Origin of the sequence: Microvirga sp. M2 (assembly GCF_047497095.1) — a bacterium.
Lineage (GTDB): Bacteria > Pseudomonadota > Alphaproteobacteria > Rhizobiales > Beijerinckiaceae > Microvirga.
On the sequence record NZ_CP134064.1, the window covers coordinates 1,421,988 to 1,435,561 of the forward strand.

13 protein-coding genes are annotated in these 13,574 nt (G+C 65.8%); 10 read left to right on the forward strand and 3 right to left on the reverse strand.

Features of this window, described 5'->3' with window-relative positions; translation table 11 throughout:
• The first annotated feature begins 2 nt into the window (after positions 1 to 2).
• From mgtA to RE429_RS26210, 3 genes are read left to right on the forward strand one after another with little or no spacing between them, the layout of a single operon-like run.
• Positions 3 to 1,859, forward strand: coding sequence for a magnesium-translocating P-type ATPase (gene mgtA, locus RE429_RS26200; protein ID WP_414475944.1), 1,857 nt, complete (start codon positions 3 to 5; stop codon positions 1,857 to 1,859).
• A complete protein-coding gene (locus RE429_RS26205) occupies positions 1,819 to 2,364 on the forward strand; it encodes a cation transporting ATPase C-terminal domain-containing protein (protein ID WP_414474647.1) in 546 nt (181 codons plus the stop codon). Before mgtA ends, RE429_RS26205 begins: the two co-directional genes overlap by 41 nt.
• Positions 2,357 to 3,643 (forward strand): MFS transporter, encoded by a 1,287-nt coding sequence (locus tag RE429_RS26210; RefSeq protein WP_414474648.1) that lies wholly within the window; start codon positions 2,357 to 2,359, stop codon positions 3,641 to 3,643. Before RE429_RS26205 ends, RE429_RS26210 begins: the two co-directional genes overlap by 8 nt.
• Before the next feature lie 160 nt (positions 3,644 to 3,803).
• Here the strand turns inward: RE429_RS26210 and RE429_RS26215 are convergent, their stop codons facing one another.
• Together RE429_RS26215 and RE429_RS26220 are read right to left on the reverse strand one after the other, a co-directional pair.
• Positions 3,804 to 4,499 (reverse strand): VIT family protein, encoded by a 696-nt coding sequence (locus tag RE429_RS26215; RefSeq protein WP_414474649.1) that lies wholly within the window; start codon positions 4,497 to 4,499, stop codon positions 3,804 to 3,806.
• A gap of 375 nt (positions 4,500 to 4,874) precedes the next feature.
• A complete protein-coding gene (locus RE429_RS26220; protein ID WP_414474650.1) occupies positions 4,875 to 5,087 on the reverse strand; it encodes a hypothetical protein in 213 nt (70 codons plus the stop codon).
• 152 nt (positions 5,088 to 5,239) lie between these two features.
• Between RE429_RS26220 and RE429_RS26225 the strand changes: the two genes are divergently transcribed.
• Together RE429_RS26225 and chrA are read left to right on the forward strand one after the other, a co-directional pair.
• Positions 5,240 to 5,542: a PadR family transcriptional regulator gene (locus RE429_RS26225; protein ID WP_414474651.1), complete on the forward strand. Its 303-nt coding sequence runs from the start codon at positions 5,240 to 5,242 to the stop codon at positions 5,540 to 5,542.
• A gap of 28 nt (positions 5,543 to 5,570) precedes the next feature.
• A complete protein-coding gene (gene chrA, locus RE429_RS26230; RefSeq protein ID WP_414474652.1) occupies positions 5,571 to 6,794 on the forward strand; it encodes a chromate efflux transporter in 1,224 nt (407 codons plus the stop codon).
• Positions 6,795 to 7,019: 225 nt separating this feature from the next.
• Here the strand turns inward: chrA and RE429_RS26235 are convergent, their stop codons facing one another.
• Positions 7,020 to 7,358, reverse strand: coding sequence for a hypothetical protein (locus RE429_RS26235; RefSeq protein WP_414474653.1), 339 nt, complete (start codon positions 7,356 to 7,358; stop codon positions 7,020 to 7,022).
• A gap of 222 nt (positions 7,359 to 7,580) precedes the next feature.
• Between RE429_RS26235 and RE429_RS26240 the strand changes: the two genes are divergently transcribed.
• The 5 genes from RE429_RS26240 to RE429_RS26260 all read left to right on the forward strand — a co-directional run bounded on the left by RE429_RS26240 (position 7,581) and on the right by RE429_RS26260 (position 13,552).
• Positions 7,581 to 7,739 carry a hypothetical protein gene (locus tag RE429_RS26240; protein WP_414474654.1) on the forward strand — a complete coding sequence of 53 codons (159 nt, stop codon included), beginning with the start codon at positions 7,581 to 7,583 and terminating at the stop codon, positions 7,737 to 7,739.
• Positions 7,740 to 7,982: 243 nt separating this feature from the next.
• Positions 7,983 to 9,032 carry a LacI family DNA-binding transcriptional regulator gene (locus RE429_RS26245; RefSeq protein ID WP_414474655.1) on the forward strand — a complete coding sequence of 350 codons (1,050 nt, stop codon included), beginning with the start codon at positions 7,983 to 7,985 and terminating at the stop codon, positions 9,030 to 9,032.
• Positions 9,033 to 9,265: 233 nt separating this feature from the next.
• Complete coding sequence (locus RE429_RS26250) at positions 9,266 to 11,101, forward strand: ABC transporter permease (RefSeq protein WP_414474656.1); 1,836 nt, start codon at positions 9,266 to 9,268, stop codon at positions 11,099 to 11,101.
• Positions 11,102 to 11,146: 45 nt separating this feature from the next.
• Positions 11,147 to 12,388 carry an ABC transporter substrate-binding protein gene (locus RE429_RS26255; RefSeq protein ID WP_414474657.1) on the forward strand — a complete coding sequence of 414 codons (1,242 nt, stop codon included), beginning with the start codon at positions 11,147 to 11,149 and terminating at the stop codon, positions 12,386 to 12,388.
• 36 nt (positions 12,389 to 12,424) lie between these two features.
• Positions 12,425 to 13,552, forward strand: coding sequence for an ABC transporter ATP-binding protein (locus tag RE429_RS26260; protein ID WP_414474658.1), 1,128 nt, complete (start codon positions 12,425 to 12,427; stop codon positions 13,550 to 13,552).
• The last annotated feature ends 22 nt before the right edge of the window (positions 13,553 to 13,574 follow it).

The window sequence follows — 13,574 nt, forward strand, 5'->3', positions numbered from 1 at the left end:
CGATCGCCCTCGATGTCACGCAGGAGCACTGCGCGGAAGCGGCGGCCGAGGCGCTCAAGCCCTCGGTGGCGGTCCGCACGCGGGTCCGCCGCGACGGCACACCGGCCAGCGTGCCGGTCGAGGACATCGTTCCCGGCGACATCGTGCCGCTGCGGGCCGGCGACCTCGTCCCGGCCGACGGGATCGTGGTCGAAAGCGAGGCGGCCCATACGAACGAGGCGCTTTTGACCGGCGAGCCGTTCCCTGTCGAGAAGCGGCCGGGCCCATGCGAGGCCACGACGCCGGCGGAGGCGTTCAATGCGCTGTTCGGCGGAACGGCGCTGGTCAGCGGCGAGGCCACGATGCTCGTGGTCGCCACCGGAGCCCGGACCCGCTTCGGCGGCATCGCCGCTGCCCTGCGGTCCGCGGAGCCGCCGACGGCCTTCGAGCGCGGCCTGCATGCGCTCGGGGTGCTGATCCTGCGCATGACCGCGTTCCTGGTGCTGTTCGTGCTTCTCGCAAACCTCACGCTCCATCGCCCTGTCCTCGAATCCTTCCTCTTCGCGGTGGCGCTGGCGGTCGGTCTCACGCCGGAGCTTTTGCCCATGATCATGACCGTGACGCTGTCGCGCGGGGCGGTGCGCATGGCGGCCCGGAAGGTCGTGGTCAAGCGGCTCGCGGCGATCCATGACCTTGGGGCCATGGACGTCCTGTGCACCGACAAGACCGGAACCCTGACCGAGGCCAGCATTGCCCTGGTCGGCCACCCGGGCTTCGACGGAACGGACTCGGAGAACGTGATCGAGCTCGCTGCCGTCAACAGCCGCTTCGAGAGCGGCGTCAGGAGCCCGCTGGACGATGCGATTCTCGCGCACACGGGGGAGCAGCCGCTCCCCTCATGGCGGCGGGTTGCCGATGTCCCCTTCGACTTCGAGCGCCGCCGCGTCTCTGTCCTCGCCGAGAGGAACGGCGAGCGCCTCCTGATCGTGAAAGGCGCGCCCGAGGAGGTCCTGGCACGGTCGACCCTTGTGGACCGCGGAACGGGAGCGCCGGTTCCGCTCGATCCGGACATGAGGTCGAGACTGAGCCGCCTTCTCGACGAGAAGTCCGCTCAGGGCCTCCGGTGCCTCGGCGTCGCCTGGCGGAGCATGCCGCAGAACCGCTCCGCGCCTTCCGCCGCGGACGAGCAGGATCTCGTCTTCGCAGGCTACTGCGTCTTCATCGATCCGCCGAAGGCATCGGCCGCCGAGGCCATCGCACGCCTGGAGGCCGCCGGGGTCAGGATTAAGATCGTGTCGGGCGACGCCGCACCCGTCCTGCGCCACATCGTCGAAACTCTCGGCATCCCGGCCCGGGGCATGCTGACGGGCGCGGAGATCGCCATGCTCGGCGATACGGCGTTGGCGGCGCGCGTGGTCGAAGCCGACCTGTTCGCACGGGTGGCGCCGGACCAGAAGACGCGCATCGTCCGGGCGCTTCAGGCACGGGGCCACACGGTCGGGTTCATCGGCGACGGCATCAACGATGCGCCCGCCATCAAGGCCGCCGATGCAGGCGTGTCGGTGGACGGCGCCTCCGACGTCGCGCGTCCCGCGGCGGACCTGATCCTGCTGGAACACGATCTCGACGTTGTGGCCGACGGCGTCGCAGAGGGCCGGCGGACCTACGCGAACATCATGAAGTACGTCCGCATGGGGACTTCGTCGAACTTCGGCAACATGCTGTCGATGGCGTTCGCGTCGCTGTTCCTGCCGTTCCTGCCGCTGACACCGATCCAGGTTCTGCTCAACAATCTTCTCTATGATCTCAGCGAGACCGGAATTCCGTTCGACAATGTCGATGAACGGGAGACCGCGCCCGCACACCTGGGACACGCATGAGGTGCTGCGGTTCTGCTTGATCATGGGGCCGCTTTCGTCCGTGTTCGACATTGCGACCTTCATCGTTCTGGTGCGTGGCTTCGCGGCCTCGGCCGAGGTCTTGCGGACGGCATGGTTCGTCGAGTCGATGGCGACCCAGATCCTGGTCGTCTTCCTCATTCGTACGGCCCTTCCGGCCTGGGTCAGCAGACCCAATCCCGTCCTTGTGGCGAGTTCGCTTGCAACGTTGGGTGCCGCCATCGTGATTGCCCTGGCGCCCGCAGGACATGGCCTTGGGAAAACGACGCATGACAATCCGACCGCCGGCGACAGGGTAGGGGGCTGCGGGAGTTCGGCTTCGTCGAGCACCTCTCCCGCAGCGGCGGAAGCAGGGCATCGCTCTTCCCGATTCCGAAGGTCGCGGGTCCGATCCGGAACGAACGCGGACCTCGAGGGTTCCGGCCTCTGCATGCATGACTACCTTCAGGGACAGCTTGAGCCGTCTCGAGGAGATCGACATGGCTGATGGCGGTCGACCCTCAACAGCCCCGGTCCGGATCGAGCGCCCGCTCGATGCCCTCAACTTTTTCCTGGCGGATGTGCGCGACGGGCTCGGGCCTTACCTTGCCGTCTATCTCCTGACGATCCGGCACTGGAACGAGGCCGAGATCGGCCTGGTCATGACCATCGCCGGTCTGGCGGCCATTCTGGCCCAGACACCGGCGGGCGCGATGATCGATGCCACGCATGCCAAGCGGGGCGTGGTCGTGATTGCGGCGCTCGTCGTCACCGCGGGATCGTTGCTTCTGCCCTTTCTCTCATCCTTCTGGCCCGTAGTGGTGTCTCAAGCCGTGGTCCATGCCACCGGCTCGGCCTTCGCGCCCGCGATCGCGGCGATCACCCTCGGCATTGTGGGGCATGGCCACTTCGCGCGCCGCACCGGTCGCAATGAAGCATTCAATCATGCCGGCAACGCCTTCGCGGCAGCGGCCGCTGGCGGAGCGGCGTATCTGTGGGGACCGGTCGTCGTGTTCTTCCTCATGGCCGCCATGGCGGCTGCGAGCCTCGTGAGCGTATTGATGGTGCCGGCGAGCGCGATCGACCATGAGCGGGCGAGGGGCTTCCTGGACGGCGCTGTGGCCACGGACGACCAGCCATCGGGGTTGAAGACCCTGGTGACGTGCCGCCCGCTTCTGATCTTCGCCGCCTGCGCCGTGCTGTTCCATCTGGCGAACGCCGCCATGCTGCCGCTGGTCGGTCAGAAGCTGGCGCTCCAGGACAGGAATCTCGGCACCTCGCTGATGTCGGCCTGCATCGTAGCCGCCCAGGTTGTCATGGTGCCGATGGCCATGCTGGTGGCGCGCAAGGCCGACACATGGGGCCGAAAGCCGCTGTTCCTCGCCGGGTTTCTGATCCTGCCCATTCGCGGCGTGCTCTACACCCTCTCGGACAATCCCTATTGGCTCGTCGGGGTCCAGATGCTCGATGGCATCGGAGCAGGTCTCTACGGCGCGCTCTTTCCGCTCATCGTGGCCGACCTGATGGAAGGAACGGGCCGGTTCAACGTGGCGCAGGGAGCAGTCACGACCGCGCAGGGGATCGGAGCCTCCCTGTCCACGGCCCTGGCCGGCGTCATCGTCGTAGAGGTCGGATATTCGATGGCTTTCCTGGTGCTGGCCGGAATTGCGTCGGCGGGCCTTCTCCTGTTTTGGATGACGATGCCGGAGACAATGCACGCCGCGCCCGGAGGTCCGGCTGATCACGCCACCATCGGCCTCCAGCCCCTCCCGCGCGAGACCGGGTGATGAATGCCAGGAACCGGGCCGGCGCGGCATTCTCGTCCTGGCTTACGGCGGCATCGCGCTCGAACGTGTTCCGGGTCCGCAATGAACGATGCGCTCCTCTCAAAAAGGGAGCATCGGATGCAATCCCAAAAGTGCAAGCCCACTTTCCGCGTTCGATGCTCTAGACGGCATGTCCGACGAGCGAGCCGATGACGGCGGTGACCGCCATTGCGAACGCGCCCCAGAACGTGACCCGCACGGTTGGCTTGAAAGCGGAGGCTCCGCCCGCTCGCGCCCCGAGCGCGCCCAGGATGGCGAGACCCACGAGGGAGCCTCCGGAGACGGCCGATGCCGTCCAGCCCACCGGGGCCGCGATGGCGATCAGAAGCGGCAGCGCCGCTCCCACCGCAAAAGTTACGGCCGAGGTCAACGCGGCCTGGATCGGGCGGGCCACCACATGCTCCGAGAGCCCGAGCTCATCCCGGGCGTGGGTGGCGAAGGCATCCTTGGCCATCATCTGCTGCGCGACCTGCCGCGCCAGCGCCGGCTCGACGCCGCGATCCACATAGATCTGCGTGAGCTCGTCCAGTTCGGCCTCGGGCTGCTCCGCAAGCTCCCGCCGTTCCCGCTCAAGGTCGGCGTTCTCCGTGTCGGCCTGGGAGTTCACCGAGACATATTCGCCGGCGGCCATCGACATCGCGCCGGCCACGAGCCCGGCAATGCCCGCCACGAGCACCTCGCCGGCCGCGGTCGAGGCGGCGGCGACGCCGACCATGAGGCTCGCGGTCGAGATAATCCCGTCGTTCGCGCCGAGAACGGCGGCGCGCAGCCAGCCGATGCGCTGAATCAGGTGGGTCTCGCGGTGGAGCGGATGCATGCGGCCCTCCTTTCGGGACGGTCAAGGCTACAAGCAGGATGGCGAGCGCGTCCATCCTGATCGTTCCAACGAAGTTCTGCCAAATGATGGCGCGTGCGCCGCGCGGGGCACAGGGCCTCGATCGACCTGCTGAGAGTGTTGCGCCGAGCACGAGGTCGGCGCTCTCCTTGGCAATATCGAAGTCGGTGCCCATGGCGCTGCCGAGATTGGCAGCGGTGAGGGCAGCAGCCCCGTTCAAGCCGTCGCCACCAAGGCGATCGCACGGCCGCTTGGCAAGGATGCAGCAGGAGCGGGTTGAGGCGGACTACCGCGCCCGAACCGGCGAACCTGTAGCATCGGACGTGAAAAGTGGGATCCACTTTTTCGCACGACGCGCTAGCGCTTCCAGGCGGCCTCGTTCTTCCGCTCGTAGTCGCCGAAGGCCTTCTTGAGCCCGCCGAGCACTTCCGCCGCCGTCTCGAACATCGCCTTGAGCTGCGGCTCATCGACCTTGCCGATGTCCTCGCGCAGGTGGTCGATGGTTTCCTGCAAGCGGGTCTGCATCTTCTGGGTATGATGCCGCGGATCGCGGTCGGCTGCGCTGACCATGTGGATCTCCTCAGGTCGGGGATTGCAATCGGCCCGCTGCCTGCCACCGTGGATTCCCCGGCAGATTGCCAAACCAACCCCCGGCCCATATATCGGTTCCCGATAACGAAATCCGATACTTAACGGCCAGGGTCGTATGGAACGTGGGCGGAATGGAGCATCAGGACCTCATCTCCGGGTTCATTCGGATCCACATCCTGCATCACGCGGCCGAGGGCGACCTCTACGGCAACTGGATGATCGAGGAACTGGGGCGGCACGGCTACCGCCTCAGCCCGGGCACGCTCTACCCGATGCTCCACGGCATGGAGCGCAAGGGCTACCTCGAATCCCGCACCGAGCGGGTCGGGCGCACCCAACGCCGGATCTACCGGGCGACTTCGCTGGGCCGCGAGGCTCTCGCCTATGCCCGCGACAAGCTGCGCGAGCTCACCGGCGAGGTCCGTCCCCGCTAGACCTTTCCCCTGCCGGAACGCACTGACCATGAACCAGCACGAGGCTCCGCGCGTGACATCCACCGTACCAAGCGGCCATGCGGGCGAGGTCTTTCGGGCCTTCCTCAAGCTCGGCCTGACATCCTTCGGCGGCCCGGTGGCGCATCTCGGCTATTTCCATGACGAGTTCGTGGTCCGCCGCCGCTGGTTCGACGAGCGGGCCTATGCCGATCTTGTGGCCCTGTGCCAGTTCCTGCCGGGCCCGGCCTCGAGCCAGGTCGGCATGGCCATCGGATTGTCGCGGGCCGGCTATCTCGGGGCGCTCGCCGCCTGGACGGCCTTCACGCTGCCCTCGGCCATCGCCCTGGTGCTGTTCGCCTTCAGCGTCGGGTTCCTGGGTCAGGCTCTCGGTTCCGGCTGGCTCCACGGTCTCAAGGTGGCTGCCGTCGCAGTCGTCGCGCTGGCCGTGCTCGGCATGGCCCGCTCGCTCACCCCGGACCGGGCGCGCGCCACCCTCGCGGTGGCGACCGCCGCCATCGTCCTGGCTTTCCCCTCGGCCTGGGGACAGGTCGGCGCGATCGTGCTCGGCGGCCTCGTCGGCATCACGCTCCTCAGGGGAGGGGGCCCCGTTGCGCACGCGGAACTCCCCCTGTCCGTGAGTCGCCGGACCGGCGCCCTTGCCCTGGTCGCGTTCTTCGCGCTGCTGATCGGCCTGCCGTTCCTGGCGGCCGCGACGGGGGACCAGAGCGTGGCCCTATTCGCCGCCTTCTATCGGGCCGGGGCGCTGGTCTTCGGCGGCGGCCATGTGGTGCTGCCGCTGCTCCAGGCCTCGGTCGTGCCGCCGGGCTGGGTTTCGAACGATGCATTCCTCGCGGGCTACGGCGCAGCCCAGGCCGTGCCCGGTCCGCTGTTCACCTTCTCGGCGTACCTTGGCGCCGTCATGGGCCCGGAGCCGAACGGCTGGGCCGGGGCGGCCCTGTGCCTCGTGGCGATCTTCCTGCCGTCGTTCCTGCTGGTCGTCGGCGCGCTGCCGTTCTGGGACGATCTGCGACGCACGCCGATGGCGCAGGCAGCGCTGAAGGGCGTCAATGCGGCGGTCGTCGGCCTGCTCCTGGCCGCGCTGTATCATCCGGTCTGGACGGCGGGGATCTTCGGCCCGGCCGACTTCGCCCTGGCCGCGGTCGCGTTCCTGCTGCTGTTCATGTGGAAGACGCCGCCATGGCTGGTGGTGGTCCTGAGCGCCATCGCCGGAGGAGTGGTCGCGGCGCTTTGAGCCCGAGCCGACACCGTCCCGTTCAGTCCCGGCATTTGGTGGACTGGATCGAGCCGTTGGACCCGAGCGGGACCGGCCGGCATGGCGCCATATGCCGGTTCCGTGGGTGTGATCATGAGACGGGGCATGCGCGCCTCCCTTGCGCAGCATGGCTTCAACGCTGAAAGCCAGCCCGATTTCAGGGGCAGGGGAGACGGGGTCGTTGAGGAGACACCCCGGGCGCCCTCAGGCAGCCTGAATTCTCGCCCCTGCACCCTCGGTCGAAGCACAGCGCACGCTGCCGCAACCCTCATGCGACCAGATCTGCTTGGCTGCATGCCGGACCATCCGTGCAGCCTCTGCGAGCTCCCCGTCCGCTCGTGCTTCCGCCCGGCTCTCGACGCTCTCGAGCACCAGCATGACCTGACCGCGGTTCTCGGTGGGCAAGGCGGTGAGGGACGCCTCCAGATCCGCAGGGTTGCCCAATGAGGGATCTGTCTGCCGCGCCATGGCGTAAAGGCGCTCGAGGATGATGCTAAAGGCTCCCGATGTTTCGGACCGGGTGGTTTGAGGAGATGCGTGCATGAATGCCCTTGCAGGTTCTTGATGGCTACCGGAGCAGCCGCTCTTCGTTGTGGCTCGACACCTGATGCCTCAGGTCGAGCCCACATAACGCCAAGCTTCCCGTAAAGTTCCCGACCTCAGCACGATCCTGGCTCGAATCGCGCCTCATGCCCGCGCCTGAACGCCCCGTTGGCCCGCTCTCGCGCGGATGAATCCCGGCTGAAGGAGCCCCTCCGGATCGGCATGGTCATTCCACCAGAGGTCGAACTCCTTGAACCGCCCCGGGATGCCGCCACCGCCGTTCCCGCGGTGACAACCTACAATGACGTCATTGCCGGCGACCAGGTTGCGATCGTGGAGCCGGAACGCCGAAAAGTCATTCAGCTCATCAAGCGCCAATAGAAGTCCCTCGGAGCACTCCGAGAGCCTGTCTCTGCGCCAGATTCCGGTCACGTCGCTTGCCTGCCGACACACTTGTGCTCATGGTCGACGAACTCTCAGGTGCGAGACGGTCGTCTCCGGCTGCTTGCTTAAGCTGAACGCGTGTGCATAGACTTCCTGAGCCAAGTTCGAGGCAGGTTCCCTTTTTGCGCACATAGCCCGTCGAACTCGCGCAGAGCATCAATGGACGCGGAGCAAGCTCCTATGGGAACGTCTTCGGATCGTGAGGACCATCTGAAACGTGACCGCGCGACACGCAATTTCGTGACGGCGGAAGATGTGGCCAAGCTCGCCGGCGTTTCCCGGTCGGCCGTGTCGCGCACGTTTACGCCCGGCGCCAGCGTTTCGGCCGATGTGAGGCATCGGGTTCAGGAGGCCGCCAAGACCCTGGGATACCGGGTCAATCGCCTGGCCAGCAGCCTCATCAGCGACCAGTCCAACCTCGTCGGCGTCGTCGGCGCCAATCTTTCCTTGCCTTTCATGGCCCGCCAACTCGACGAGTTGAGCCGGGCGCTCCTCAGGCGCGGGCTGCAATGTCTGCTTCTGAACGCCGCGGAGGCCGAGCAGGGGATCGCACCGTTGATCGAACTCATTCTGGAGTTCCGCGTCCGGGCCATCGTGGTGATGTCGGGCTCGCCACCCTCGTCCATCATCGACGAATGCGTGGCCAATGGCGTCCGGGTGATCCTGGTCAACCGGCAGGACGACGACATCGAAGCGGATACCATCATCAGCGATGATATCGGCGGCGCCCACATCGCGGCCCGGCGCCTCATCGCAGCCGGGTGCCGGCGAATTGGCGTCGTCGGCAGCGGTGCCCGCACGCCGACCCAGATCCGCCGGCGCGTCGCGTTCATGGATTGTATTCGCGAAGCCGGGATCGAGCCCGCCGTCTGGGCTTCGGGGAAGACCACCTACGAGACCGGCTCGGTGGCCGCGAGAGAACTGCTCGCATCCCAGGAGCTCGATGGCGTCTTCTGCGTCACCGACCTCCTGGCGCTCGGCTTCCTCGACGGTGCCCGCGGGATGGGGCGGCGCATTCCCGAGGACCTTTCGGTCGTCGGATTCGACGACATCCCGCAATCGGCCTGGGATCCTTACCGCCTGACCACGGTCAGGCAGTCGATGAGCGACCTGACCGGCTCCGTCCTGGCGGCCATCGACCGGGAAATGCAGGGTAAGGGGACGGGCCTCGTGCATGAGGTCCTTCCCGTCGAACTCGTCGAGCGCTCGACCGTCCGCGACCCGACCTGATCCGACCATCCAATTCCGGCCCGGAATTCCGCTTGCAAGGATTGCACACGTGTGCAAAGCTCCAGGGACATCACTCCTACGGGACCCTCGAACGGCAAGACGTGCCGCAGCGGGATGGGGTGAGTACACGCGCTGACAGCCCTCCGGCCGAGCCGGACGAGAGCATTCACAATGTCGGCCGCAGAGGGAAACGCTTTTGAGCCGGTGCCCGGCTCCTGGGAGCACGTGACGGAATGACGAGTTCGGCAGCGCCAGTGCAAACCGCATCCACCAGATTGTCCGGAAGAGCCGTCCTGGGCCGTCTCTGGCACACCCTGACGCGGCCCGAGCGCATTCTCGGGATTTTTCTGGCCGTCGTGCTGGGGGCATTGGTCCTCGTGCCGCTGTTCGAGCTGATCCGGGAAACCCTGACCGTCCAGCCTTACGACCGCGCCTATTTGCCCAACGCTCAGCCGGGCGACCTCACGCTCTTCCACTATGAGCGCGTCTTCGCCGGGCGCCTTTCCTGGGCGCTTTTCTACAAGCCGTTCCTCAACTCGCTCGTGACGGCTTTCGCCGCCACCATCACGTGCCTCGTCCTCGGCGCCGGCCTTGCATGGCTGATCGTGCGCACGAACATCCCTTTCCGCAATTTCCTGCACACGCTGGTGATGATCCCCTACATGCTGCCGTCCTGGGTGATGGCGCTGGCCTGGATCACGTTCTTCAAGAACGACCGCATCGGCGGGGCCTCGGGCGCCTTCGCGTACTTCTTCGGCGTGCAGCCGCCGGACTGGATCGCCTACGGGCCCTTGCCGATCATCATCTGCCTGTCCCTTCACTACTACGTCTACGCCTATCTCTCGGTGTCGAGCTCGATCACGAGCGTCGACAGTCAACTCGAGGAAGCGGGAGCGATGGCGGGCCTCTCGCGCCTCAAGCAGTTCCTGTGGATCACCGCGCCGCTTCTGCTGCCTGCCATCGGGTCTGCGGTCGTGATGACCTTCATTCGCGTGGTGGGATCGTTCGGGACGCCCGCCGTGCTCGGCATGCCGGTGCGCTATTTCGTGCTGCCGACCCAGATCTACGCCGCCATGGGCACGCGCAATGCGGGAGATGGATTCCTGCTCGCTCTGGTGCTCGTGGTCCTCGCCTGCCTGTTCATCGTCATCAACCAACGCCTCATCGGTGTCCGAAAGAGCTTCGTGACCCTCTCCGGCAAGGGATTCCGAAGCAAGGAGATCGATCTCGGAGCCTGGCGCTGGCCGCTCTTCATACTCGTGATGCTGCTCATGACGGCGGCCGTCGCCTTCCCGCTCGTGCTGCTGGTTCTGCAATCGCTGATCAAGACGGCGGGCAATTACAGCCTCGGCAATCTGACCCTGCACTACTGGATCGGCGGCGGAGGCGAAGGCGTCGACCAGCTGCAGGCGGCGCTCATCGATAACGGCAACATCATCGATGCCACCTGGAACAGCGTCAAGCTGTCGTTCCTCACGGCCATGACGACCGGCGTCTTCGGTTTCCTCATCGGCTATGTCGTGGTCAGGACCCGCGGCTCGCTCACCTCGCGGGCCCTGGAAATGGTGGCTTTCCTGCCGTACATTTTCCCGGCCCTGGCCTTTGGGGCGATCTATATCGGCATGTTCGCCCGCCCGTTCGGGCCGCTCCCGGCGCTCTACGGCACCTTCGCGCTGCTCGTTCTGATCTGCTCGGTCAAGACTTTGCCCTTCACGTCGCGCACGGGCATCGCGGCACTCCTGCAGATCGACAAGTCGTTGGAAGAGGCGGCTCGCGTCCAGGGCATCGGCTGGTTCCGCCGCATGATGCGGATCATCGTGCCGATTGCTGCCGGCGGGCTTCTCTCGGGCATGCTCCTCAGCTTCATCAGCATCATGCGGGAGCTGTCGCTCATCATCCTGCTCGTCACGCCGTCGACCAACGTGCTCGCCGGCGTCATCTACAACTATCAGAACCAGGACATGCCGCAGCTCGTCGGTGTCGCGACAGTGCTGCTCGTCGCCATCGTGATCGCGGTCAACCTGGTCGTTCGTGCCTTGTCGACGAAGGCCCGGATCGGCGCGGCCTGACCGCTCTGTCCAGGTCACCATAAAGAGAAACGAAGGAGGAAGCCCATGATGACATCGACTTTCCGCGGCGCCAAAGGGTGGCTCGCGGCCGGGGCCATGACCCTCGCCCTGGCGGGGCCGGCCCTGGCGCAGCAGGCCGATCCCAAGTGGGATGCCTGGCTTCAGAAGAGCCAGCTCGGCCCCTATCAGAAGAACGAGAACTGGGACGAGGTGGTCGCCAACGCCAAGAAGGAGGGCGAGGTCGTCGTCTATTCCTCCACCGGCACGATGCTGAAGGTGGCGGAGGATTTCGCGAAGTTCTACCCGGAGATCAAGGTGAAGGCCTATGATCTCGGCTCGGAGAAGACCATCGAGAAGGTCGTGCGCGAGCACCAGGCCGGCGTCTACGCGGCCGACGTGATCTATTCGGGCGGCACCGAGCAGATGGTGTTCGACCTTCTTCCCAACCATCGGATCGTCAACTACGTCCCCTCCTATCTGACGGACAAGATCCCCGCCGAGCACCGCGAGCCGCTGCTGACGCATGTGATCGAAGCCTATGGCGTCCTCTACAATTCGGAGGCCCACCCGCAACCGCCGATCAAGACGATCTGGGAACTGACCGAGCCGCAATGGAAGGGCCGCTTCTCCATGAAGTCGCCGGCCGGCTCGCTCACGACCTTGATGATGCTGGCGGCGATCGTCGAGCATTCCGACGAGATGCAGAAAGCCTACGAACAGCATTACGGCAAGAAGCTCGAACTCTCGCCGGGAGTCGACAACGCGGGCTACGAGTTCCTGCACCGGCTGATCGGCAACGACATCGTCATCTCCGACAACAGCTCGAAGATCGCGACCGCCGTGGGCCTTCGCGGCCAGGCCAAGCCGCCGATGGCGTTCTCGGTCATCCATTACCTGACCAAGAACCAGAGCGACAACTACGCGAATGCGATCCCCTACGACCTCCAGCCTGCGGCTCTCTTCTCCTATCCGACCTATGTGGCGGTTGCCGGACAGGCGCCGCATCCGAATGCCGCGAAGCTCTTCGTGACGTTCCTGATGGGCAGCAAGGATCTGAACGGCAATTCGGAGCTGAAGGCGCCCTTCCGGTCAGGGAAGTCTCTCGAACTTTTGCAGGGCATGGCCGCCTTCTACCAGATCGGCACCTTCTCGCCGCGCACCGACGTTCCGCCTCCGCCCTACAGCGAGATGTGGCCCAAGGCGAAGAAGCTCACCGCATCGCCTGAATTCGTGAAGGACAATATCGCGAAGATCAGCGACTTCTGGCTGGCCGAGACGAGCCGCTAACCCGACCCTGGATGGCTTCCGCACGAGAGAGTGCCCATGTCTGAAATCACCCTCAGAAACATCACGAAGTCGTACGGAAGCCATGTGGCCCTTCCGAGCCTCGACCTCGACATCCCGAAGGGCAGCTTCGTGACCCTGCTCGGGCCCTCGGGATGCGGCAAGACCACGACCCTGCGGGTCATCGCCGGCCTCGAGCAGGCCACGACAGGCGAGGTCGTGCTCGGCGGCACGACGGTCTACTCGAGTCGGACCGGGGCCTTCGTCCCGCCCGAGCGGCGGGGCCTCGGCTTCATTTTCCAGAGCTACGCCCTGTGGCCCAACATGAAGGTCGACCGAAACATCACCCTGGCGCTCTCCGAGGCGAAGCAGCCCTCGCATGTGATCCAGGAACGCCTTGCCGAGGCGCTCGCGAAGGTCCAGCTCGCCGGACTTGCGGACCGCTATCCGTCAGAGCTTTCGGGAGGTCAGCAGCAGCGCGTGGCGGTGGCCCGCCTGATCGCAGCGCGCAACGCGATCCTGCTGATGGACGAACCGCTGTCCAACCTGGACGCGAAACTTCGAACGGAGATGCGCACGGAGCTGAAGCGTCTGCATCGCGAGCTCCAGGCCACCACCGTCTACGTCACGCACGATCAGGTCGAGGCTCTGACCATGTCGGACGTCATCGTGGTCATGAAGGACGGCGTCATTCAGCAGCAGGGCTCACCTTACGAGATCTATCACAATCCCGCCAACCTGTTCGTGGCCGAGTTCATCGGCGACCCCAGGATCAACCTTCTTGACGGGATCCTGAGCACGGTGGGCGGCGAGCGGGTTCTTCGCTTCGACGACATGGACCTTCCCGCCCCCGCGGGCCTGCAGGGGAAGGACGGACCGGTGACCTTCGCAATCCGGCCCGAGAACATCTCCATTGTCGAACGGCAGGGACCCTCGAGCCTTCCGGCGGAGGTCGATATCGTCCAGCCCACCGGATCGCAGACGATCATCTCGCTGTCGGTGAAAGGGCATCGCGTGACCGCGCTCATCCCGCGCTTCGAGACCTCTCTGTCGAAGAGGAACATCTGGATCGAGTTTCCCGCCGACCAGCTGATCTTCTTCGACAGGGCGAACGGGAAGCGGATTCCGTTGGCGCAACCTGCCCTTGGAGCCTCCCACGCGGCGTGAATCGCGCGCCCGCAGGAGACCA